This is a genomic window from Marinomonas spartinae, from assembly GCF_900089775.1.
Lineage (GTDB): Bacteria > Pseudomonadota > Gammaproteobacteria > Pseudomonadales > Marinomonadaceae > Marinomonas > Marinomonas spartinae.
The window spans coordinates 175,503-199,845 of the sequence record NZ_FLOB01000006.1 but is presented as its reverse complement, the minus strand read 5'-3'; the positions used below and the strand labels follow the sequence as shown (position 1 = coordinate 199,845).

Annotated in this window: 23 protein-coding genes; 11 read left to right on the top strand and 12 right to left on the bottom strand. The window is 44.1% G+C overall.

The window, feature by feature from the left end; all coding sequences use genetic code 11:
* Positions 1–31: 31 nt before the first annotated feature.
* From MSP8886_RS14030 to MSP8886_RS13990, 9 genes are all read right to left on the bottom strand, one after another.
* Positions 32–298 (bottom strand): amphi-Trp domain-containing protein, encoded by a 267-nt coding sequence (locus MSP8886_RS14030; RefSeq protein WP_067017488.1) that lies wholly within the window; start codon positions 296–298, stop codon positions 32–34.
* 3 nt (positions 299–301) lie between these two features.
* Positions 302–1,669 (bottom strand): metallophosphoesterase, encoded by a 1,368-nt coding sequence (locus tag MSP8886_RS14025; RefSeq protein ID WP_067017486.1) that lies wholly within the window; start codon positions 1,667–1,669, stop codon positions 302–304.
* Between the two features lie 23 nt (positions 1,670–1,692).
* A complete protein-coding gene (locus MSP8886_RS14020) occupies positions 1,693–2,376 on the bottom strand; it encodes a histidine phosphatase family protein (protein WP_067017484.1) in 684 nt (227 codons plus the stop codon).
* Positions 2,373–3,479: an HprK-related kinase B gene (locus MSP8886_RS14015; RefSeq protein ID WP_067017482.1), complete on the bottom strand. Its 1,107-nt coding sequence runs from the start codon at positions 3,477–3,479 to the stop codon at positions 2,373–2,375. The genes MSP8886_RS14020 and MSP8886_RS14015 overlap by 4 nt, the downstream gene beginning before the upstream one ends.
* Before the next feature lie 2 nt (positions 3,480–3,481).
* The gene (locus tag MSP8886_RS14010) at positions 3,482–4,405 is read right to left on the bottom strand and encodes a GAK system ATP-grasp enzyme (protein ID WP_245659103.1); all 924 of its coding nucleotides are present in this window, start codon (positions 4,403–4,405) and stop codon (positions 3,482–3,484) included.
* The gene (locus MSP8886_RS14005; protein ID WP_067017480.1) at positions 4,395–6,062 is read right to left on the bottom strand and encodes a phosphotransferase; all 1,668 of its coding nucleotides are present in this window, start codon (positions 6,060–6,062) and stop codon (positions 4,395–4,397) included. Before MSP8886_RS14005 ends, MSP8886_RS14010 begins: the two co-directional genes overlap by 11 nt.
* Positions 6,063–6,243: 181 nt before the next feature.
* Positions 6,244–7,200, bottom strand: coding sequence for an isopenicillin N synthase family dioxygenase (locus tag MSP8886_RS14000; RefSeq protein WP_067017477.1), 957 nt, complete (start codon positions 7,198–7,200; stop codon positions 6,244–6,246).
* Positions 7,201–7,254: 54 nt separating this feature from the next.
* On the bottom strand, positions 7,255–9,555 hold the full coding sequence (locus MSP8886_RS13995; RefSeq protein ID WP_067017475.1) for an ATP-dependent helicase: 2,301 nt from the start codon (positions 9,553–9,555) through the stop codon (positions 7,255–7,257).
* A 72-nt stretch (positions 9,556–9,627) separates the two neighbouring features.
* Positions 9,628–10,800: a M14 family zinc carboxypeptidase gene (locus tag MSP8886_RS13990; protein ID WP_067017473.1), complete on the bottom strand. Its 1,173-nt coding sequence runs from the start codon at positions 10,798–10,800 to the stop codon at positions 9,628–9,630.
* 194 nt (positions 10,801–10,994) lie between these two features.
* Between MSP8886_RS13990 and MSP8886_RS13985 the strand changes: the two genes are divergently transcribed.
* The 11 genes from MSP8886_RS13985 to ddlA all read left to right on the top strand — a co-directional run bounded on the left by MSP8886_RS13985 (position 10,995) and on the right by ddlA (position 20,559).
* Positions 10,995–12,212 carry an ABC transporter substrate-binding protein gene (locus MSP8886_RS13985; protein WP_245659102.1) on the top strand — a complete coding sequence of 406 codons (1,218 nt, stop codon included), beginning with the start codon at positions 10,995–10,997 and terminating at the stop codon, positions 12,210–12,212.
* Between the two features lie 48 nt (positions 12,213–12,260).
* Positions 12,261–14,000, top strand: coding sequence for an ABC transporter permease (locus MSP8886_RS13980; RefSeq protein WP_067017472.1), 1,740 nt, complete (start codon positions 12,261–12,263; stop codon positions 13,998–14,000).
* 39 nt (positions 14,001–14,039) lie between these two features.
* Positions 14,040–14,696, top strand: coding sequence for an ATP-binding cassette domain-containing protein (locus MSP8886_RS13975; RefSeq protein ID WP_067017471.1), 657 nt, complete (start codon positions 14,040–14,042; stop codon positions 14,694–14,696).
* A gap of 93 nt (positions 14,697–14,789) precedes the next feature.
* A complete protein-coding gene (locus MSP8886_RS13970) occupies positions 14,790–15,284 on the top strand; it encodes a GNAT family N-acetyltransferase (protein WP_067017470.1) in 495 nt (164 codons plus the stop codon).
* 106 nt (positions 15,285–15,390) lie between these two features.
* Positions 15,391–15,741: a hypothetical protein gene (locus tag MSP8886_RS13965; RefSeq protein WP_067017468.1), complete on the top strand. Its 351-nt coding sequence runs from the start codon at positions 15,391–15,393 to the stop codon at positions 15,739–15,741.
* 152 nt (positions 15,742–15,893) lie between these two features.
* Positions 15,894–16,613 carry an SIMPL domain-containing protein gene (locus MSP8886_RS13960; RefSeq protein WP_067017466.1) on the top strand — a complete coding sequence of 240 codons (720 nt, stop codon included), beginning with the start codon at positions 15,894–15,896 and terminating at the stop codon, positions 16,611–16,613.
* A 51-nt stretch (positions 16,614–16,664) separates the two neighbouring features.
* Positions 16,665–17,366: a class I SAM-dependent methyltransferase gene (locus MSP8886_RS13955; protein WP_217491351.1), complete on the top strand. Its 702-nt coding sequence runs from the start codon at positions 16,665–16,667 to the stop codon at positions 17,364–17,366.
* Between the two features lie 9 nt (positions 17,367–17,375).
* Complete coding sequence (locus MSP8886_RS13950) at positions 17,376–18,137, top strand: AAA family ATPase (RefSeq protein ID WP_067017464.1); 762 nt, start codon at positions 17,376–17,378, stop codon at positions 18,135–18,137.
* Positions 18,138–18,250: 113 nt separating this feature from the next.
* The gene (locus MSP8886_RS13945; RefSeq protein ID WP_067017462.1) at positions 18,251–18,880 is read left to right on the top strand and encodes a LysE family translocator; all 630 of its coding nucleotides are present in this window, start codon (positions 18,251–18,253) and stop codon (positions 18,878–18,880) included.
* Positions 18,881–18,937: 57 nt separating this feature from the next.
* Positions 18,938–19,414: a WbuC family cupin fold metalloprotein gene (locus tag MSP8886_RS13940; protein WP_067017460.1), complete on the top strand. Its 477-nt coding sequence runs from the start codon at positions 18,938–18,940 to the stop codon at positions 19,412–19,414.
* Between the two features lie 47 nt (positions 19,415–19,461).
* Complete coding sequence (gene ddlA / locus MSP8886_RS13935) at positions 19,462–20,559, top strand: D-alanine--D-alanine ligase (RefSeq protein ID WP_067017459.1); 1,098 nt, start codon at positions 19,462–19,464, stop codon at positions 20,557–20,559.
* Positions 20,560–20,678: 119 nt separating this feature from the next.
* Here ddlA and MSP8886_RS13930 read toward each other — a convergent pair whose 3' ends face one another.
* The 3 genes from MSP8886_RS13930 to MSP8886_RS13920 all read right to left on the bottom strand — a co-directional run bounded on the left by MSP8886_RS13930 (position 20,679) and on the right by MSP8886_RS13920 (position 24,321).
* Positions 20,679–20,906: a hypothetical protein gene (locus MSP8886_RS13930; RefSeq protein WP_067017458.1), complete on the bottom strand. Its 228-nt coding sequence runs from the start codon at positions 20,904–20,906 to the stop codon at positions 20,679–20,681.
* A 155-nt stretch (positions 20,907–21,061) separates the two neighbouring features.
* Positions 21,062–22,285: a DUF1501 domain-containing protein gene (locus tag MSP8886_RS13925; protein WP_067017456.1), complete on the bottom strand. Its 1,224-nt coding sequence runs from the start codon at positions 22,283–22,285 to the stop codon at positions 21,062–21,064.
* A gap of 38 nt (positions 22,286–22,323) precedes the next feature.
* Positions 22,324–24,321, bottom strand: coding sequence for a DUF1800 domain-containing protein (locus MSP8886_RS13920; protein WP_083200961.1), 1,998 nt, complete (start codon positions 24,319–24,321; stop codon positions 22,324–22,326).
* Positions 24,322–24,343: the final 22 nt, after the last annotated feature.

Below are 24,343 nucleotides of genomic sequence, written 5' to 3'. Positions count from 1 at the left end.
TGGCGGACTCATGATGTCTTAGCCCTGTCATTTAGCCCTCTATTTTAGGGGGCTTTTTGTTTAGGGTTTTCGGTTTTTTTTCCCAGCGCAGTTTGATGTCCACTTGTTGGCGATCATCCCCATCTGACGCACTGACTTTTAAGTACAGTAGCCCTTGAGGACCAAGGGACAGAGTGCCTTTATCGTCCGAGAATTCTAATTTACCTTTTCCCAATCCCTTGGAGATGGCTTTTAATACATCCTGAATATCAACAGGATCAAGCAAAGCTTCGTGTTTAAATTCGGTTTTTGACTTCATGGCTTATCCATAAATGGCACTTAATTCATTAGGTTTGAGGACTTTCGCGGTAGGATAATCGCAACTTATGCCAATTAACCCCTGTTTTTTATTGATCAAGGTCGCACCTATACCATAGCCTAATAGCCCTTCTCGCTGGCGAGAATGCTCATCTAGGGTAATATCGGCTTCAATATGAATCAGGCCTTTTTTGATGGCAATTCGTTGACCTTCTTGGCGATTGATGTGGCCTTGTACCACAAAGTGAATTCCCGCTTTGTGAATGGCATTCACGCCTCGGTCTGTCAAAGGCAGGTCCGCATCGCGGTATTTTGTTCTGAACGTGTTGGCAATGGAACTATAGTAAAAGCCAAAGAGATCCATGTGCTTTAAGTTGCGATGAAACGCTTTATTAGCATAGGAAGTGCCATTTTTTAGCAACAGCTCGCCCATGGCATCATCTAATCCAGCATGTAGAAACAAGAAAGAACCACGTTTTTCCACCAAGCGCATTTTACGGAAAAACCAGTTAAACTCGCCCTTCTTATGCAAGAATAATTTTTGACACTGTAGTGATGCAGCATAAACATGTCTTAACGATAACCCCACCGTATGACAGTGTTGTTCAAAGCTATCAGCCTTGCTGTGCATTTTATGCACTTCTCGTTCAACCCCTTCTGCCGTTAAAATACCTGCAGCATGGTAAGGAAATTCTTTAAACCACTTGCCATCGGGGAACAAGATTTTACGACAGGTATCCTCATCTGGAATCTTCTTATCCCACTTGGTACCTTCTAAATATTGTTCAAACACTTCTTTAAATAAGGGAATAACCTTTTTCCCCATACGAACAAAAAAATGCTGATTTCCAATATTATGCTTTGAGCTTTTGAGCGCCAATAACCCCATTAGCAAGCGCAAATCATGATTCCCCGCCAATAAGGTGACCCGCGCGCCCAATTTATATAAATGCTTCACACTGCGCAAAAGAGACAAATTGCTTGGCCCTTTATCAAGACAATCCCCACCGATAATAATTTCTGTCTTGCGCCCTGTTTTCGTGAGTTTTAAATGCTGCAGACCTTCTTCTTTTTGCTGCACTACGCCAGCGGCGATCAAAGAAGCTTCAAATGCCGTCGCATCCGCATGGGGATCCGAAATAAATACCACAGGACGCTTTGGCCATTTCAACTTACGCTTGCGAAATCTTTCTGGCATTTTGCTGGGGTTTCTTGCAATAGAATTACAAGAACCTTTATCTTGCGGCCACGGAGCCCATTCTGTAGGCAACCTAGAAATGATGTCACGATGTTCGTGACGATCCGAAACGACAGGCAGTAAAGACTTTTTTCGCGTTTTTTTCGTGGTGGTATTCTCTTCTACAGTTTGCATTTTGAGTTCTCAGTTCGGGGCTATCAATCAGGTACATCTTGAATCTGGCGCTGTTTCCACTCTCCATAAAGTCGGTTGGGCGCTTGATTATCGGCCAATTCCATCACAATCGGATGGCCGTAATGCATGCTAAATCGTCTAATATCGCAAAAATCTATGACATTAAGATGACAAGCACCATGGCGAAACGATGCGCCATGGCCAATAAACAACTTAATGCCAGCTTCGGCCTTATCATGCCAAGAACGAATGTGATCGGCCACCCGCTCACCGGCTTGGTTTAATGACTCGGCACCATCAAAGGGTAAACAATACTCACTGTTAGACTTCCAGTTTTTAGGAGGCAAGTCAAACCTTGGATCCAGTTCCAAGATCCGCTCAATCTCTTTTATCGTCAAATTAGCGACGGCGCCAACACTACGCTCGCACAAGCTAAACGTACTTTGGATACGAGGTTCGCCCAGAAAAAAGGGCCGCAGTTCATCGATATAAAGGCCTCCCGTTTGGAAGGCTCTTAACAGTGTTGAAGTATCGACCACTGGATTCAGCCTTTGATTCGTCTGGGCTAACCATTGGCCAAAGGCCCGCGCCTGACGACGCACCTCCTCTTCTCCTTCCTCTGTCAGTGGAAAAGGCTGTAAGGCACTGGGCACATCGGTCAGTTGCTGATAAGCACCGTGGCGGATCAACGCGAATCTTGCCGTCATAACGAATCCATGGTGTCCATCAGAGCAAAGGCTTTATCAAAATCTATTGCCCCCGTTAAACGAAACACCTGCACACCATTCAGCGTATCACAGTATGTCTCAACGGAATCACAAGCATGTAAATCCGCAAAGGCTCCGGACTCATCCTGATAAAACGGCCCTGGACGTTTACGTAGTCCTTCGATGGTATCCGGCGATTTTGTTAAATCTACACGCACTAATTGCGTTGGCTGGGTTGACTCTAAAGACCAATCCAGCATCACCAAATTACGTAACTTACCATTTAGTTCAACACGGTTTGGCCCATATTTATCTTCAATCTGGACATCATATTTCTCTTCTAACTGCCACAAGTCCTGCTTCGTCATCGTCAGCAGCTCTTCTTGTCTGTGGGCTGTTAAAATGGGTTTAAGACGCTCTGAATTTAGTAACGTACCTGGATTCACCCGAGGTAACTTGGCAACCCCTACCGCCTCAACCCCTTCATCAGATTGACGCATCAAAATACGATCATTGGTGACAAATTGGCGACTGGTTTTTTCTAAGCAACGTAACATCAGGGTAGATTTACCGCCCCCTGAACCCGCTGCAATAGCCGTGATGTTTCCATCTACACTGAAAGCCGCCGCGTGCCCCAATAAAAAGCCATTACGAAGGTGAAGATTTAAAAATTGATTATTAATAAAGTTAATAACCTGCGCTAAGTTCGCCTGACAAGGCCCAACCACCACCGGATTTTCAAGTCGCTGTAGCATGAGCATGCCGGTCTTAAACTTTTTAATCCAGCGCCCTTCAAACACACCTTGCTCACAGAGATGATCTAGATAGCCTTCTTTGCGACCCCGTTTTCCCACTTCTCTTGGCACTTCTTGCCAATTGACTGACTCCACGACTTCCTCGTGGTCGACCACATACAAATCAATGGCTTGGGAGCCCAATTTTCCGTCGCGATAGCTTTTATAGTAATCGTCGAGCTCCACTAAAATGGCAGGGTTGTTGGCATGAACTCTTACCGTCAACACACCAAATATCAGGGTAAGCTGATGCTGACAAGTACCCATCATTGTCTTTAATGTAAGATTATCTAGAGGTCCTTGAGTCATAGTTAGTTACCCTTTTGATTGTCTATAGAGCTTAGCACATAGTTGGCATAGGCCTCAGCCGCATCTAAATGACAGCCATCTAATGCACCTTTAAAACCACCAAAAGCAGACACCTCAAACACCACTGGACCTTCGTCTGTCAATGCAATATCGACGGTGGTAAAACTCAAGTCAAAACAAGCTTGAGAACGACGGCCTAATTCAATCAGCTCAGCGTCTGGTTCAAACATTTCATAACGTCCGCCACTGTTGATGGTGGTATTCCAAGCCTCTGCATTTCCTACTCGGGCATAAGTACAAAAATACTCACCACCGATAAACACCATACCTAAGTCACGACCATGCAGATTAAGTGCCTGTTGGATGTACAACAAGGGCTGTGTCTGCTGATACTCAGCCAGTTGGGTGCGCACCGTTTCGTCACTGTCTTCTTCTCGCAGATACACCATGCCACGAGCCTTCGTCGAATATAAGGGCTTCAGAATGGCAGCACCAAATTCACGCACTATCTCAAAGGCCGCCTCAACGGACTCGGTAATGCGTGTTTTCGGCATTGGAATGCCCCCTTGCTGCAATGCCAGCGTACCGCTCAAGCGATTGATTAATTTGCCCATGCTTCCCGTTGGACTAAAAACGGGCACACCTAGCGCTTCAAGATGCGACAGAATATGAATTCGGTCTTCCGTAGTTGGGGAATAAACTTGGCTGATTTTTTTGATAATCACGCCATCCAGTTCCGTCAAATCCAGTCCTTTGCAAAAAACTTTATTCGTATCCAAGTGTAAGGCAATGTCTCTCACATCCATGACGGTTCGAAAGCCGGTTTTTGCCTCAAGACGGTCTGCTAATACTTCAGTAGACCATTTCCCCGGGATACCAATCACGCCAACCTTCAAGTTGCTCAGTTGCTCTGACTTATTCAACATACAATTCCTTAATGGGAAGTTTGAAATTCAGTTCCTGTTCTGTTGTGATTCGCGCCAAATGTTCAAGTAAATAGCGAGCGCGTAAATGCATTCGTGAAGCGAGTTTTTTATCGAAAATAAAGCGTGTCGACGTGGCAAATGATCGGGCTAGACCTGCTGCCAACCTCAACTCAAAATAGTCATCATTTTGGCGCTTAGCGAAGCGACGACCAAATTGATAAATCTGCATGGCACTTTGCATCATGAGTTCACGGGTGGAGCCACTCAACACCTGTAAGCGATAGATGGACACCATTAACACAGACAAATCTTGCACATAATCAAAATACGCTGATCGGTGAAGATCAATAAAATAAATACGCTTTTCAACGGAGTCATAGATCACATTATCAACATTAAAATCCCCGTGAATCAGCACCGAAAAGTTCACCCGCCAATGGGCTTCTTTCTCTCCCACCTCACGCATTAACTCCGCAAAGCTGGGACGAACTTGCCCACAAATGCGATGTTCTGGCGTAAAAAAGTCTGGATGAACCCGAATACTGTCATCGATTCGCTTAGCCAATTGTTGCATAAAGCGGGCTTGGCAATGTTCTGGTGTATACGTCACTTTCCAGATTCGATTGAGGGTTTTAAACAGTATAGAAAGCGCACTATTAACCGTCTCTTTGCGCGCTTCAAAGGCTTTGTCATTGTCTTTATCAGGATCGATGAGCAAGGCTTCTAATGTTTTACCGGGTAAATGTTCAATTAACAGTGAAGAAGAGCGACCATTAGAAGTGGTGTGAGCCAGTACATCAGGGGCAAGTTGAGGATCCACATCGCGCCAGTGCTTCATGCCTTCGACTTCTTCGGCAAGTTTATTGTGATCCCCCTCTTTGTAAACTGCCAGAATGTCTTTACCCGACTCATCTTTATGGGAAATCGCGGCAATAGCACTGCCTGAACGAGTCAGCGCTAAACGACGTACTTTTAAATCGCTCAGACTGTAGTTAAGAGAGGATACAGAATCACGAAGATGGTCGTAGTTCTGTAAACTGACTACTTGACCTAAATCTGCTTTGATCAAAGACTCGCCCACAATGGCCAATTGCTGAATAGCACACTTAAGGGCGTAATTACTCAAAATAGCAGACTTTAGTTGTGTGTCGGTCAAGCCTGCTTTAGCTGCCAATGTGGCTTCTTGAATGTCATCGTACATCGCCAATAATCCCTGCGTGCTTCGTCCTAGTTTGATACCAATACGACGCTGGGATTTATCCAAGCCTACTTTTACTAAATTGAGGGAACGGTCCATGCGCCGCAGTAACTTACTGCAAATAAGGGCCCCTGGATGTTCATAGGCTTGCTCTAATGTCCCTTCCTGAACACAATCCAAATAATGCTGAGCCACCCCCTCAAGGGCAGCAGCAAGGGAACGAACGGCCTCAACTCGGATCGCATGGGCCGTACCAGGCTTACGCCGTTTGGTCATTTCAGAACATTTTATTTCGATTTTTTCGCGCAGAGTTTGCATATAACCACGGCGGGCATAAATGCGGGGCAACACATCCGGAGACTGTGTTTTAAAAAACTGATCGACGAGGAAATAATGTTTTTCGACTTCATTTAACAGAAAATAGAGATTCTCTTGGATGGCCAAGGGATGCGATGGCATAGTGTCCTACCGTTACAATTTGAAATTGATTATAGCACTAAACTCAAGCATACAAAGTTACCTTTATATGACAACGTCCTGTTCTTAATAGGGTTATTGATTGAATTGCCCTTTTACCCTTAGCCATTAATACTGTTTATCCTATGCAGTCTACAAGATGGCATAGGATAAAACGATGTTGTTAAGATGAGGATTTTTCTCGATAGGCATAGGTGGCATCAAATCGCGATTGAATCCAGTCACCACTTAAAATCGGTGCATATTTGGCGGGCTTATCGGCCGAAAAGCAGCTAGGCACACATGCCACATTGGTTTCGTAATCGGGTTCCACAAAGAAAGGAAACGAGTAGCGATCCACACCAGACAAAGGCGATACCACACGATGAGAGGTGGAAACATACTCATCATTCGTCCAGCGCTGCATCAGATCCCCTATGTTCACGACCAAGGCGTTTTCGACTGGCGTCGCATCCACCCATTCGCCACGACGATTTTTCACCTGTAATCCACCGATCATGTCTTGTAATAACAAAGTGATACAACCGTAATCCGTATGGGCACCGGCGCCGTTATGATGATCGTCCGCAGGGCGAGGCGGATAATGAATCATGCGTAAAACCGTTACATGATCGGTAAAACACCGAGTAAAAAAACCGGGCTCAAGTTTCAGCGCTTGCGCCATCGCCATCAGTACCTTTTGAGCCACCTCAAAAGCCGCCACATAATAGTCCTGCAACACTTCAACCACCAATGGATCACTCGGGTTCTGATTTGGTCCATACATGGCTGGGTATTTGCCCACTAACGGATGATCTTTTGCTAAGTCCAACGCCATATCGAAGGTTTCTTTCCAATCCGCATGGGACACTTCGTCTAGCTGTTCTTCACCAATGCCGCCATAGCCGCGATGATTGGGGCTATTTTTGATATCAATCGCCCGTTTTACCTTATCAGGCTGTGCAAAAAAACGTTGTGCTGCGCCCATTAATTTTTTCATTAGGGCGGGAGAAAGGCTGGAGTTCACCAAATAAAAAAAGCCAATTTCACGACAGGCGGAGTCCAACGCTTGTATTTCTTCCTGACTCACAGCTTGGTTTGAACTCGTTAATTTTTCAAAATCAATCAATGGAATAGACATGGTTTCTCCAACAATCTAATAACGACAATATATAGTTTTTGTGACATGAAAGGCCTAAGAGCGAGAGGACAACTTCACCAGTTGAGTTTGTTGAGGGTTGAATCGTTTCAATCCTTGATCACCAAAGTCCACAAAAATCATTCGCTTACCTTCTTGTTCCTGACGCACTACGACCCCCTGACCAAATCGATCGTGTCGCACTTTATCCCCGGCTTTTAAGCCTTGGGTCTGGTCACTTAACTGGTGGCGAAAAATCAATCTCGGTGCCGAATCAACACGACTCAAATAGCGTTGAAACAACGTGCCTTTTGCCGTATCAATGGGGTCATCATTGCTATCTTCGTGCCAACGCTGACAAATGTGACTGACGGCGTAGGGCTGAGCCTCAAACACAAAACGCGACAAAGCCATATTCTTCAACGCTGTCCGAGGGATATCACCGCGTTTCATCCGCTTATTTTCATCTGCTGTAGGCGTTTCTAAAATCACCAATTGCTGCTTAGCCCGAGTAATCGCCACATAAAATAATCGGCGTTCAGATTGCATCTGACTGGCTGCCTGCTGATCGATATGACTTAAGTCTTCATCGTAATAGGGAAAGCGCCCTTCTTGCAGTCCAGACAACAAAACTAAGTCGAACTCTAACCCCTTGGATTTATGAATGGTCATTAGGTGAACGCCGTTCACGTCGTCGGTATGTCGTTCATTCAATGCCGCCAACTGAGTTAAAATATCCTGTGCCTGCCCGCCAACGCCACGCACATAGGCGATAAAGGCATCGCAAGTGGCAATCTTCTCTTGAGTCTGAATATCTTTATTGCTGGTGCTTTCAAAGTATCGATAGATTCCCAGCTTTTCTAACGTATAAGCTAACCCTTGTGCTGGGTCAGAGCGATACATTGTCAAACTACGCAACCAATCAGCGCGTTCGTAGAGCTTTTTGGCTCGCCAGCCTTCGGCTTGATCCGCCATGGTATCGATCATTTGTGGCAGTAAGTGTGGCGATTGTTTTGCCTGTTGAATCAAGGTTTTTCGCTGTGCCATAGAACCGCCTAAGCTGGGCACACTCAGTAGGAATTCCACATCATCGCGACGAAAGAACAAATCAGGGTTCTCCAAGCCACCAGCAATTACCCCAAGATACGCTACCAACATCCGAATCTGGCGGTTTTCCATTAAAGGGGAATCACCATGTAATTGGTAAGGGACAGCCTTGTGCATCAAAGCCAACTGTATAGGCACCATGTCACTGTACAAACGCACCAAAACAGCACTTTCACTCAAGGCTCGCCCTTCTTCGACCCAAGTTTTGAGTTCCCTCAATAGCGCTTTGCCTGTTTTTGGTGCGCGAGCAAACGACACCCGCGTACGATCCCCTTCGCCGATGACCAAGGCATCCGGATCGTTTTCACTGATCACGCTCGATGCCATTAATCCCACGGAATGCCCAAAACGAAAGCTGGTACTAAGTGGGTAAGTTTGCACGGACTGAAAGTCCCTATCAAACTGGGTCGCCATAATATCAGGGCTTGCACCACGCCATTCGTAGATACACTGCTGAACGTCCCCGACAATCATCCATTGACAAGGCGCGGGATAAAGCATTTTTAGCAACTCGTACTGACAAGGATTAATATCTTGAAATTCATCAATCAACAAATAGCGAAAAGCGGGCACAAAACCTTGTATTTGGTGGCGTTCTTCTTCACTCAACGCAAATAACAATTCGTAGGGATCAGACAATAAATCGGAGAAAAAACGTATATTATGACGTTTACGCAGGCTTTCCAATTCATTATACAGCGCTGGAAAAAATTGACGTTCTTTCGACCAACCGAGACGTTTGAATACCTCTTGGGCGGGCTGAGCGGACGCTTTCACTTGGTCAATAAACAGCAACACATCTTCGAGCCAATCCTTTTCATCTTGAAGTGTCACCTTCTCGCCTTTGCGAACTAAGAGACTCATAGCCTCCCGTAACATTTTTACCAAACTAAAATCATCGGTGACTAACTTAGCATTGGGCAACCAGCCTTGCTGCTCCATCCGACGACACAGCTTTAAACCAAAACCATGAAACGTCATCACGCTGGGTGAACGCATAAAGCCATTTGAAGACAGGTGTTGACTTAAGCGCTCGGAAAATTCTTCTTGGGCGCTTTTGTTAAACATGAACACGCCAATCTGTGAGGCATCCACTCCTTGCATCAACAAATACTCAATGCGCGAAATCAGTGTGGTGGTTTTACCCGCCCCCGCCACGGCAATGACCTTGGCTGGCGTGGCTAAATCGTGTTGCACAACACACTGTTGTTCTTGGGTGAGCTGTCGTGTCTGGCTGGCTTGTTCTGTCACTCAATACTCTCAATACTAAAATACAATCGTTGTCTTCTCTTTGGCCACTTAAGCCAATCCACTACTTCGACATCAGTCCTCAAACAAACGACCAATTTCACGATAGGCAAGGTGTTCTCGTCCCGCAATTTTAGCCACAGATTCCCCACACATGACTAATCGGCGCTGGTAACGGGCAAACAATACGCCATTCGTACGAGCTACCAATGGGTAGCGTGAGGTCGTTACATCATCTTCCATTAAATTGACCACTTCACCAATGACTTCCCCAGCTTCTACCTCGTCGCCAATCTGTTTGCTGTAGCAGACAATACCCGCACAAGGTGCTTTCACCAGATCCATAGCATCCAACGGATAGTAAACAACCGCTGAATCGTCTCTCTTTGAGCTATCATCTTGAGTAACCTCACCTTGAGAGACCTCTCCATGAACGACACCACGCAGCACCAGATACTCAAGCAGCGCTTTGGCATCGTGTTCGGCCACCTCATCGGAAATATCATTCTCCCCCCGTAGTTCAATGGTCATCGAACGGCAGCCCCACGGGATAAGATGAGCATAGTGCCCTTTCAACTCACGCCAAACACTTACATTGGTCTCGTCAAATGAGGCCGCGCCCGTTTCTAACTCTGACAAACCAACTTTTGCCCCAAGCAACCCTAACAATGGCTTAAAATAGTCTTCAAATTCTTGTGGCAAATAGCCATGAAGCATCGCCTCACCGGAACAATGCAAATCCAGTACTTCATCGGCGTCCATAGAGAGTGCCAAGAGCGTCTTTTTCATGCCTTGCAGCTCAGTCATATCCGGCAACTGCTTCAACTCTTCTCGAATCGCTTCACGCACCAGTACTTTATTTTCTTCAACATCCCCTGTAATGGAGGATTGAATACGCTTGGCGACCTGTTGACCGATTTGCGGCCAGTTACGATTAAAGTTGCCACCTCCATCAGAAAAAGCAAACCGACCAGGGACATAACCATGGAAGTTTTGTGCTAAACCAATTGGATTCGCCACAGGGACAATCACAATTTCCCCTTGAATCAACCCTGCTTCATCGGCTTTTTTTAAATGCTTAAGTAACGTATTCAGCAGTAAAAAGCCTGGCCATTCGTCCGCATGCAATCCGGCTTGTAGGTACACTTTTGGCCGAGCACCCTGCACACCAAAATGGTGGGCTTTAATAATACGCTGAGTGCCCAACGAAGCACTGGGTAATACGTGAGAGAAAATCTGATATGGCATAAAACCTCATCGTCTAAACATGTCGACCATGGAAAATCGTCACTATTTTACGCTAAATGATTGAACTTATGGATATAAATTGCATCCAACCGCTAAACTTACTACTTTATATTTACCTTAATCATCGTAATAAACCAGATACATTAAAGCTGAGCTTGATAAATCAGCCCTATTAATGCAGGAGCCTTTCTACCATGACGTTTATGAAAACTATAAAGATGGCCAGCTTTCTGTCTGCCAGCCTAATGGCCTTATCACTTTCAAGCAACCTGATGGCGCAGAGCTGGTCAGAGACTTTAAAAGAAGCCAAAGGCGAAACGGTCTATTTCAATGCCTGGGGCGGCGCAGATAATATTAACGATTATATTCAATGGGCAGCGGGACAAGTCAAAAAGAAATACGACATCACCTTAAAACAGGTCAAACTGAGTGATACCGCAGACGCCGTCAATCGTATTTTGGCCGAAAAAGCAGCGGGGAAAAACACACACGGCTCTGTAGATCTAATCTGGATCAATGGCGAAAACTTTCGAGCAATGAAAGACCATCACCTATTATACGGTCCTTTTAGTCACAACTTGCCCAATTATAAAAAATACGTCGATCCAAATGCTCGGGAAAGTTTAACAAACGATTTCGGCACTCCTGTCGATGGTATGGAATCCCCTTGGGGCATGGCGCAAGTCGTTTTTATGTATGACACTGCCACCCTAAAAAATCCACCTAAATCCATGAAAGCTTTGCTCGCTTACGCCCAAGCCCATCCTGGCCGAGTAACTTATCCTGCGCCACCACAATTCTTAGGGGTTACCTTTTTAAAACAAGCCTTATACGAATTAACAAATGATCGTGCCGCACTGCTTAAACCCGTCAATCAAGTGACCTTTCAAAAGGTGACGGCACCTCTTTGGGCGTACCTTGATAAACTCAATAAGGTTGCTTGGCGCGATGGAAAGACCTTCCCGAAAGATTCTCAGGCGATGATCCGTTTATTAAACGATCAAGAAATCGATATTGCGTTTAGTTTCGATGTCTCCGCCGCATCCGTACAAATCGCCAAGGGGAATTTGCCCGACAGCGTTCGCTCTTACGTATTCACCAATGGCACCATTGGCAACACACACTTCTTAGCCATTCCTTACAACAGTAGCGCCAAAGCCGCGGCACAGGTGGTGGCCAACTTTATGCTTTCGCCCGAGGCGCAAATAGAGAAACAAAAACCAACTGTATGGGGGGATTTAAGCGTCTTGTCTTATGCCAAACTCTCGCCAGCCGATCAAGCGAAATTTGATGCCATACCAAAAGGCATCGCCACTCTTAGTATCAAACAACTAGGCAAAACGCTCCCAGAACCTAATAGCACCTGGGTGAATGCCTTAGAAAAAGAATGGCGCAAACGTTATGCCCAATAAAACGAGGCAAGCCATTGATAGAAGTGAAAACATGAGCAAACCTTTTCCATGCCGTTGAAACACCCAAAGCAGGTTGCAAGTTTGCTGGTTTTTCTACTAGCCATGCCCATTGCCGTGGGGCTAGTCGGTACCGTGTTACCTGCTTTTCAGTATTTTCCGCCCTTAGGTAGCCATCAATTTTCACTCGCCCCTTGGCTCACCCTCTTTCATTCTGAAGAGTTCTACTCAAGCCTTACACTCACCCTAATTTCTGGCATTGGCGCTCCATTATTAGCGGTTTGGCTGGCCTTATCCTTGCTTGCTTGGGGGTATGAAAAGCCGCTTTTCCGTCGCATTGAAGCCATGCTTGCGCCCATTTTGGCCATCCCCCATGCCGCCATCGCCATTGGCTTGTTGTTTTTACTTAGCCCATCGGGTTGGTTACTTCGCCTTTTTAGCCCTTGGTTAACAGGCTTTGAGCGCCCGCCTAATTGGATCACCACCCAAGACCCCTATGCTCTTTCGCTGATCTTCGCTCTCGTTATCAAAGAGATGCCTTATTTGTTGTTTGTGATGTTGGCCAGTTTGCAAACCATGCAAGCCAGACAGAGTTTACAAGTGTGTCGGACGCTCGGTTATAGCCGGTTAACCACATGGCGTAAGATCCTGATTCCGCAGCTCTACCCCATTGTGAGACTGCCTATCTTTATCGTCATTGCCTTTAGTCTCACGGTGGTCGATTTGGCTATGATTATCGGACCCAATACCCCCTCCACGCTGTCCGTCACACTGCTACGTTGGTTTAACGCTCCTGACCTTTCTATGCGCTATATCGCCAGTGCCGGTGCAGTGGTATTAATGATCGTCATTGCCATCGTCTTGGCGGCTTGGGAGTTTGGTCACCGTGTATTACAACAACTGACAACGCCAGAACGCAGTAACGGCAAACGCCAAGGGGCAACAGATTATCTTGTCCAACTCGGGGCAATGCTCGGCGTCTTATCGTTAATCACGGCCTTTTTAGCCCTTTTGGTATTGCCAATGTGGTCGCTAACACGCCGTTGGCGCTTTCCTGATGCCCTGCCCAGTCAATGGACATGGGACAACATCCACAGTGCCATCCCTTTATTAATTCAATTATCCAGCAATACATTACTCATTGCCTTAGCTGCGACGGGTATCGCCTGTTTAATGAGCTTGCTCATGCTGGAAAGCAAACGCGCGTCTTACACTAAAGAGACGCCGCCAAAACACCATCCCTTTGATTGGCTGATCTACGTACCGATTCTGTTACCTCAAGTTGGCTTTCTGTTTGGGGTCTCCGTCCTCATGCTACAAACCAATATCAATGGCTCCTTTTTGGCCATTATCGCCATGCATTTGTTGTATGTATTGCCTTATGTCTATTTGACGTTAAAAGGCCCCTATTTGGCTTATCAAGAAGAGTATCTGTATCAGGCAAACCGCTTACGCTACCAACCTTGGCGCAACTATCTGCTCATTAAACTTGCTATGCTAAAACCCGCCCTCTTTACCGCCTTTGCCATTGGCTTTTCCGTTAGTGTCGCGCAATATTTACCGACCCTGATCGCAGGCGAAGGTCGCCATAGCACACTGACCACGGAAGCCGTGGCAAGAGCCGCTTCAGGCGACCGAAAACAAGTTGGTAGTATGGCCTTATTACAAGCCTTCTTCCCTGTTTTTGTTTTTTGGCTGTCACAACAGCTTCCGCGCCATTGGACAAAATGGCGGTTGGCGTTAAAAACGTCATTTAGTATGAGGAAAAAATCCTCTATCGATAAAAAGTAACTGTATACAGGTAAAAAAAGCCAGCAGAAGGACGATAATGTGCTCAGTGTAAACGCGTTTTCCTTGTCATTAGACGGTAAACGACTGATTGACAATTTAAGCTTCAAGATTGAAAGCGGACAAGTTCTCTCCATTATGGGGCCAAGCGGCATTGGCAAATCCAGTTTACTCAACTTTTTGAGTGGCTCACTCACGCCTCATCTTAGCGCCTCAGGTGAGATCTACCTCAAGGATCAAGCTTTGCACTTATTACCCACTCAAGAGCGACAAGTCGGCTTGCTACAGCAAATGCCTTTGCTCTTTCCACATATGAGCATCATAGAAAATTTACTTTTCGCCATTCCCTTTCGAGTCAAAAAAAGTGAGCGCCAAGCACTTGCTATCAAGGCCCTTGCTCGACTCGATATCGAAAACAAAGCCAACGCCCTACCCAAAGAACTCTCCGGCGGCCAACAAGCTCGTGTCGCCCTGCTGCGCACTCTACTGGCTGAACCGAAATACCTGCTCCTAGACGAACCCTTTAGCAAACTCGACCCAGCCCTAAGACGCGACGTAAGAGCCTTTGTGTTGGACGAAATACGCCAAGCCAACATACCCGCCCTGCTTGTCACCCATGATCCTGAGGACGCGAAAGCCATGGAAGGAGAATGTTTGGAATTGAAGAACGTAACAAGTGTTAGCGCGGTGGAATCATAAAAATATTAGACTAATGCAATGTGAAGCTGACATACATTTATGGAAACTGAATGTCAAAAGAGCCATAAAGCAAAGTAAACGGAAGAAGCCTATATGATAAGACGAGCTGAAAAAAGCGATTGCTTAAACTTAGCAGCACTTTCACTGCAAGTCTGGCTGAATACTTACGCCACCGAAGGGATTCGAAAAAAGATATCCGAATATGCTTTATCAACATTTACTGAAAGTCATTTTCTTAAGCTACTTGATCAGGCATCGTGCAATATTCTTGTGTATGAAGAGGAAGATCACCTTGTGGGTTTTGTCCTTGTTGATATTGAGTCTAGGTTCAATGAAAGCTCAAGCGCAGGATATGAAGTGGTCACACTGTATGTCTCCACACATTTCCAAGGACAAGGCATAGGTAAAAAGCTGTTAAAGAAAATAGAATCTTTGTATGGCTCGCCTTTTTGGCTATCGACTTGGATAAACAATCACGGAGCCATCGCGTTTTATAAAAAGCTGGGATTTCAAATTATCGGAGAACTCAACTTTGACCTTGAAGGCGAACTCCATAGTAATCATGTACTATCCTATACAGGAACATAAACAAGGTTAGAAAGGACGACGCTTTGAGTAAAAAACGTTATTCCCCATCAAGTGCCTGATCGTTATTCTTATAATCTGAAAATGAATCTCCAAGGAGCAAGATCTAATGTCCAATTTGCAAGATGAAAAAGCCATCGCAGAAGGCTTCTTAATAGAAATGCTCGAAGCAGACGAGACGGGTGACTATGAGCTCTTCACAAGGCATTATGAAGAAAAAGACTTGGTCAATTTTTCTCGAGCGGTTTTTGAGGATGACATAAAACACATGAACGCGAGAAATGGTAAAAACCTTGGCTACGAGTATTTTGGTTCGTTGCAATGCTACCGTGCTGACGATCACGATGGATGCTACCGTTTTGTATGGAAAGGTCTTTACGAAAAACGCGAAGCTCTTATCACTATTGGTATCCATCGAAAAAATGATACCTGGTATGTGAACACATCAATAGTTCATTAACGCTTACGTGTTAAGAAGCAATTAAAGGGCTGCCTTTGGTGCGAATGCACAACGACACCAAGCAGAACCGTATATTGACTTTTCTGCCGCGACATAACAATGTGCTTAGATGGATCTAGATTCAATACCATCACATTCAAAGGGAGAACGTTGTGTCGACATTGAATAGAACAAGCTCACTCATTCTGGGAGTCTGTATTATTATTGGCCTGTCTTCTCTGGGCTATCTTCTTGGTCATGCCGCCATCCAATACAAGGAATTAGAGCGAACGGTGACCGTAAAAGGGCTATCCGAACGAGAATACAAAGCCGACATTGTTATTTGGCCCATTCAGTTTAATATCGCTGGCAACGACCTTGAAAAAGTGTACGACGAGATTGATAACAACACCGCAAAAATCAAAGCCTTTCTGGAAAAATCAGGCATTGGAGCGAATGAAATCTCTTTCTCTTCTCCCTCAATCATTGATAAATCTGCCCAACAATACGGCAATGATAGCCAAGCCAAATTCAGATATACCGCCACCCAAACCGTCACTGTCTATTCCAAAAATATAGACCTTGTGCGCCGTGTTATGGAGAATATGTCAGACTTAGGAAAACAAGGCATCGTCTTTACTGGCAACAATTATCAGGCGCAAACAGAATACCTTTTCACCCGCCTAAACGAAGTAAAACCCAAAATGATTGAAGAGGCGACCCAAAACGCTCGTGAGGTTGCCGAGAAATTTGCTTCCGACTCAAAAAGCACATTGGGTAAAATTAAAACCGCTTCGCAAGGTCAATTTAGCATTAGCGAAAGAGACAAGAACAACCCTCAAATCAAAAAAGTTAGAGTGGTTTCAACCGTCACTTACTATCTATCAGACTAGTGTTATCCCATATAACGAGAAAGCTCGCTCTCTGGAATTGAGGACGTTAAAGTGACAACTCATCACAATAGCAAACAACCAAATTACGCTATTCATGATGACATGTATGTTCAGGCGAAAAACGCAGGTTGGGCGGGCTGGGGTGGCAACGAGAGACTGACAAATTCAGAACAGGTAACACGATTTTTTGCTATCGATGCCCCAATGCCAAAAGGCAAATTATTAGAACTAGGCTGTGGCGAAGGCCATTTATGTCGTGCGTTTGCCCAACACGGCTACGACGTAACTGGAGTAGACATATTCCCTACTGCCATTGAGTGGGCAAAAGAAAAAGCCCTGTCCAGTGGCATTAAGGGTAGGTTTTTCGTGGCTGATCTCACCGATGAATCTGTCCATTTACCAGAACGCTATCAGGTAATAATCGATGGCAACTGCTTGCACTGCATTATTGGTGACGATAGACGAACCTTTCTAAAAAAAGTACATGGCTATTTAGCAGACCCGCGCGAGGGCTCTTTAGCAGACCCGCATGAAGGCGCTTTACAAGAAGCGAGCGTCTTTTTTGTCAGTAGCCTATGTTCAAAAGGCGATAGCTATCAGCTTTTTAAAGATGGTATCGTTTATCGTCATATTAGCTCCGCTGAAGATCTCGTTGCTGAGCTAGAACAATCAGGCTTTAGTATACTAGACATCCAACGCTCTGAACGAGAAACAAACGATCACATAACGATTCATGCCGTTAAAAGCGACTAGGGGCACCTTATGGAATCCTTGCCCTATCTAAAAGAAATTGAGCTGAAAAGGAAAACCATCGATTCATTCCATGTCTACCCCTTCTCAATCCCGGCGGTCAAAGAGCTGGATTTTTTAGAATTTGACAAAGAAGTCACCATATTTGTTGGTGAAAATGGCAGTGGTAAATCAACACTGCTCGAAGCCATTGCGGTGGGTCTAGGATTCAACGCCGAAGGCGGCTCGAAAAACTTTCATTTTGGTACTCGTAGTACCCACTCTGAGCTGCATAATTACCTGCGCTTTTCAAAGTCTTTTAAGCGCTATAAAGATGGTTTTTTTCTTCGGGCAGAAAGCTTCTATAACGTCGCTACCAATATTGACGAGTTAGACGAGGCTGCTTTTCCCTATATTGATCCTCCTGCAATTAAAGACAGTTATGGTGGGAAATCGCTACACCATCAATCCCACGGAGAATCCTTTCTATCACTTATGATACAGCGCTTCTCTGGCGATGGACTTTATATCCTCGACGAGCCGGAGGCTGCGCTCTCACCGACTCGACAACTAGCTATTTTAAGCAGAATGCATCAACTCGTGACACAGCGGTCGCAGTTCATTATGGCAACCCATTCCCCCATTTTAATGGCTTACCCCGGCGCCAAAATTTATCAAATCGACAAGTCGGGACTGTATCCAATAAAATACCAAGATACCGAACATTATGAGGTCACTAAAGCATTTTTAAACAACCCTGAGCCAATGCTAAAGGAGCTCTTTTCTGAGGAATAGCTCCATTAAATTGAATGTTGAACGACTGGTGCGTAAGTAGACCCACAGTGTTTTTACAATACGCATTATCACAATAATACTGTCATCTTATCTACTTGCATGAGGAAATAAATATGCTCTCTTTACTTAGCATCGGTCTCGCTTTCTTTGTGATTGCGGCGTCACCTGGACCTGCCACGGTTTCTAATGCCACCGTGGCCATGCGTTTAGGAAGAAAAACCAGCTTAATCTATGGAGCGGGACTATCCACGGGGTTGGTATTTTGGGGCGTTATTGCCGCAAGCGGCCTAGGTGTGGTTCTGCAAAGTTCTGTTTATTTACTTATGGCGCTTAAAGTGTTCGCAGGTCTCTATCTCATCTGGCTAGCTTTTTTATCCGCTAAATCCGCGATACATCCCGATAACGACATGGACCAAGTTGAAATAGGCACAAGATCCCTTATGAGCTGGTTTATTAAAGGCGTCTTTCTCAATGTATCGAACCCTAAAACAGTAATCGCTTGGATGGCCGCGCTGTCCGTAGGCCTAGGAGCTAACGATAGCACGGCGTTTCTTGTACTAGGCGTTTTTGTGTGCGTACTCGTTGGCTTTTTCACGAATGCCCTCTACTCCATGGTGTTTTCTTTGAACGGTGTCATGAATGGCTATAAGAAAGCGAGTCGCTGGATTGATGGCTCTGTTTCAGGGCTTTTTGCATTAGCGGGTATTGGGCTGATTCGCTCTGCCTTTATAAAACAAGTTTGACTCGTCGTGACACTGGCATTAGCATACTTTTTCTTTTTATATTAAGTGCCCTACACCATGAATAAACTCCGTTTTGATCAACTTTCCGCGCTTAGCGATGACGCTCGGCTATCACCTCGTCTGCGAATGAATCACAATATTCATAGTGATTTATCAGACCCCGTTCAACGCTTAGCCATCGCGATGGAGCCAGACACCTACATTCGCCCTCATCGTCATATGGAAACATGGGAGCTGCTCACAGCATTGCGTGGTCGTTTCATCGTCCTGACTTTTGACGATGAGGGTGTAGTGATCAACCGTGCCATCTTAGGAGAAGAAGACTCCGTTATTGAAACGCCTGTAGCGGGCTGGCACGCCGTACTCTCACTGGACACCGATGCGGTCATCTTTGAAGTAAAACAGGGTCCTTATAAAGCCTTCAAAGAAGAGGATTTTGCGCCATGGTCGCCGGCAGCTGACGACGATAATCATAAAGTGTTAATGCATTGGTACCGCGACGCCCAAGTAGGACAACGCTGGTCGGGCTGCTAGACTCAAGCTATAAATCGAGACTTATTCATTGTGCAGTTGGAATTACTATGACAGCAGGTAAAATCACCGTTGCTATTGTTTTTGGTGGGCGTTCGGCGGAACATGAAGTTTCCTTACAGTCGGCTCAGAATGTGATTCGTTCTCTTGATCCTGAGCGCTTCACGCCGGTTCTCATTGGCATAGACCGTGATGGACGCTGGTTCCTAAACGAAGAATCCATAAAGTTATTTCATGCGGATAACCCAAAAGACATTGCTCTTAATGTGTCCTCCCCCCAAGTGGGCCTGATACCAAATGGCCCAGAAAGACAGCTGGTGCGTATGGACAATAAAGAGGCTCTTGGGCAAATTGATGTGTTATTTCCCGTCCTGCATGGGCCTTATGGCGAAGATGGTGCGGTTCAAGGGCTGGCTAAAATGGCGAATCTGCCTTGTGTCGGTGCCGATGTCACCGCCAGTGCGGTCGGCATGGATAAAGACATCATGAAACGCCTACTACGGGATGCTGGCATCCATAACGCGGCGTTTACAACACTCTATCATTGGCAAAAGGAATGGCCGATCGATGAGATCGAAGCCCAATACGGCTACCCGGTGTTTGTCAAACCGTCAAACATGGGGTCTTCCATTGGTGTCAGCCGAGCAAGCGATAAAGAATCCCTGATCCAAGCCATAACCCATGCTTTCCAATTCGATCAAAAAGTACTGGTCGAAGAAGCCGTAGACGGACGTGAACTGGAAGTCGCCATTCTTGGCAACGATCAGGTAATGGCCTCCAGCGTTGGAGAGATCCTTACCCGTGACAAATTTTATAGCTATGAAAGCAAATATCTGGATGCCAATGCCACCGAACTGAACATTCCCGCCGACATTAGCGCAAGCCAAACGGCTAGAATTCAAGCCACGGCCATTCAGGTCTATCAGCTACTGTGCTGTTCTGGGCTTGCACGGGTAGACATGTTTTTAACATCAGATGATGAGATTTTCATAAATGAAATCAATACATTACCTGATTTTACCAACATTAGCATGTACCCAAAACTGTGGGAACATTCTGGTCTATCACAGCAGTCACTCGTTACCCAGCTGATAGAGCTTGCCATCGAGCGATTTCAGCAAAAACACAACCTTAAAGTCACCCGATAATCAGACGCACTGATCATTCAGCGCTCCGATGAATTAGAACCTGCCAGTGCTTATCAGCCGGATATTAATCCGGCTGATTCAACAGTGCATAACACCAATCGCCAAGCCCACCGATCTATTCAACGCTTTAATGACGCTTCAGTCGGTGTTTTTTGAGCAAATGCTTTTGTTTCTTCTGTCACCTCTTTACTGCCCGATAAAGGGTAAATATGCCCTTCTTCGCGATAAAATCCCAAGTCCTTTAAGAAATGATTATCTAGGTGACGAAAGGCTCGTTTTGTCCGACGCGTTTCTAGATACTCTTTCGCTAAGTTAAAAGGGCGATAATACTCATTAGAAATCTCCATAACTGCTTATTGGTATTGAATGCCTCATGTATTGAAGCAAGCATAAAACCTCAGGTTAACTTGAGGTCAATAGCAAATACTGGTTTTCTTTCGTTTTAATCAGCACAGTAAAAATGACATTATCCCAACAGGCGAATAGTATTAAAAACTCACTATCATATAAATCCAATTGTCTCAAAGCCTTGTTTCAAAAAGACATTATTTTTAAGCTCAAAAAAGTTACTTGCAATAGTTGAGTATACTTGTCGAAAGTCTGTCGTATATTTCAAATTACCATTGCCATCTAGGTCATCAAGAGCAGCCCGTTTCCCATAAACTCCTCCATTTACACTCCCTCCTATTAAAAACACAGGACCAGATGTTCCATGATCGGTCCCTCTACCACCATTCTCCTCAACACGTCTGCCAAATTCAGAACGAACAAGAATAATAGTGTTATTCCATTCAGAACTCTTCTTTAGACTAGTCACTAACATCTCTAATGATTGATTTAAGGTTTTCATTAGGTGTATATGAGTATTTTTTTGATTTGAGTGAGTATCAAAACCACTTTGTGCAATCTTATAAATTGGCGTTTTCACCCCCTCTTTAATAAACCAGTTTACCATTTCAATGTTCCTGTTTAGGGGGGTATCATAACCACTCCATTTAGGAAGTTTGTTATTCAACCTTGAAAGTAGGCGTAAGCGTACTTGTTTGTTTTTTTCCATTAATGAATAGAGATACTGCTGTGCGCTAGATGAATTCGTATTAGCGTTCGGTTCAACAAAATCACTTTTTAAAAACTCAGCTATATTTTTCGTATTTAATGATGTTACTCCTTCACCATTAGTAAATGCAGCATGTGATTCGAAGCATAATGCATCAACATCTAAGTTAGCTTCCTGAAATGCAGAACGATTTTGAACAACTAAATCTCCATACCATCCAGTAGCATCACTATTCGCTTTGGCTGGCTTTCCACTATCCCAGATGGCCCTCGATACAAAATGTGAAAGGTCAGGATTTGGATAGCCAACATCTTGAATGATAGCTACATCATTGTCCTTAAATAATTGACTCATATAACTAAGGTTATTACTAAGAGCAATATCACTATTCAACGGAATTACTTCATCTCTACCTAATGCTAAAGTGGGACGAAATTTCTTATACAGTGAGTCATTATAAGGAATAATCGTACTTAGACCATCATTCCCACCATTTAACTCATAAACTATCACTCGTTTTTTTCCTAAGATAGAATCATCAGATGAACTTGACAAACCAGCAAAAACAGAGCTGGAAAATGGCAATGAACACATCCCTAGAAAACTATTACGTAATAGTTTTCTACGCTTTATATCAAAAGTATTTATTTTTTTATTTTCCATTTTCATAATGTCGTTCCTTTTACTTTATGAACTGATAGTAAAAATCATTTGAAATTATAAGAAGGATCAAGTGTTAGCTTCTTGATATCTTCTAAGAACATCTTCTTCGAAGCATTCATTTCATTACTGTCATCAGAAAACCCTCCAATTGGGCTCAACGAAAGAAGCACTGATTGGTAAGATTTAACTAATTTATAATTTTTCAACTCACGGATAAAATCTGTTGGTGTTCCCAGTTTTCTTGCTGCTGGTTGCATTGCTAATGGCAATCTTGTAGTACCATGCTCAATAATACTATTAAGTCTATGCTTACCAATGGATAAATCCAAAAGAGCCGGATTAACACCTGAATTTTCTTTTTTTAATTTTGCAATATCGAATCGAATACGGGCAGGATGATAAAGCATTCCAATTGGTGTTATGTCATTATCAGAATCATAAGATTGAACCCCCTGCTCTACAGGAAAGCGCTGACCATTAACTTGCATCCAATTGACAAAAATGGCTCTGGTAGATGAATACTGTTTACACCTTTCCATACTCATCTTCTGGTCATTAGGGATACATTTTGGCACACCAGATGGCGACACAAAATGGAAGACAACCTCTTCAATATTGGATGGTAACTTAGATTTTGAAATCACGATTGTTTGCCACATAGGATTCGGCCTATCTGGGACTGATGAATCACCCTCAGTTAAGGTATTTATTGCTGTCTTTAAAACACCACTAGCCACTTTTTTCCCATTAACAAGAACTTCATAAGCGGGTATGTAAGCACCTGAATATTCACCAGAAACTCTAACTAGAAGATCACCATGAGCCGCTTTTTCAAATTGTTGTGAATCATCATATGCATCCCATAAACGACTAATTATTTTTGGACGAGAAAAAAGCTGAGAGGAACTAAGCCAGCTCAAACCACCTTTCCAACCAGACACATCAACATGATAAAATAGAGACTGCCCTGATACTTGGATATACCTATCAAGTATTTGAATATCAGGTAACTTGAGGCCAGTTGTACGAACAAAACCTACCACTAAGTCAACGGGTGACTTTACTAGATTACCTCTATTTTTCTTATCCCAAAAATATTTTGATAAAAATATATAGCGTAAATAAGGCTTTATTTGATATTTTTCATCTCTCATTACTTTAGCAAACTCAGCCACAGCCTTTTCATTCGGCGATAAACCAACAAACTCCTTATAAAATTTTCTGCTCAAAAACTCAGCTGTATGTGGGTTTTCTAAAATAATCTCTACTGCATCATCTACATTTAAGTCTCCAGTCTTTCCTAAAAAAGTCTTATTCCCTACAACATGATCATTTTTTTTATATACATAATGCCAGCTTTTACTAATATCAACACTTCTACCTGTTAGAATTTTAGCAAGCTCTCTCACATCATTTTGAGTATAATGACCAGTCCCTAATGTAAATAACTCCATAAGCTCTCGTGATAGATTTTCATTAGGTTTTTCTTTTGTGTTTAAGTCATTATTTAGATAAATCAACATTGCTGGATCTTTCAAAATAGCATGAAGCAAACTGGAGAAACTCTCTGTTCCCTTAGTACGAAACAGCTGTAGCTGATTATAAAGAGGTACCGTTAGGCCTCCTGTTCCTTTGTAGCTTGAAACAAAATGATTATGCCAGAATAAAGCCATGTGCTCTGTTATCGGTGTTTTTGTGCTAATCATTTTATCCAACCACCAACCACGTAGCTGAAACATCTCTTTTTCACGAGCGAACCAAAATGGTTCTGCTTTATTAATTGGTTTATTTTTATACCAAAAATAGTCTGGCATTGGTTTCTTGGTAAAAGCGAGCTCTGGCTCATCCAACCGACCACCCAGCCCAGATAATATTTTATCTACAGCTTGCTCTCTAGTAAGAGGAAGCAATTCATATATCTCCTTTGGAGAGGCACCAAAACCCGTTCTAGATAATAAATGCCTAGCCTCATCCACTGTCAATGAGAATGATATTGAACTATACAGACTTAATATTAAAACAAGATAAAATCTAATAAACATACTAACAATTCCAATCTTTTAA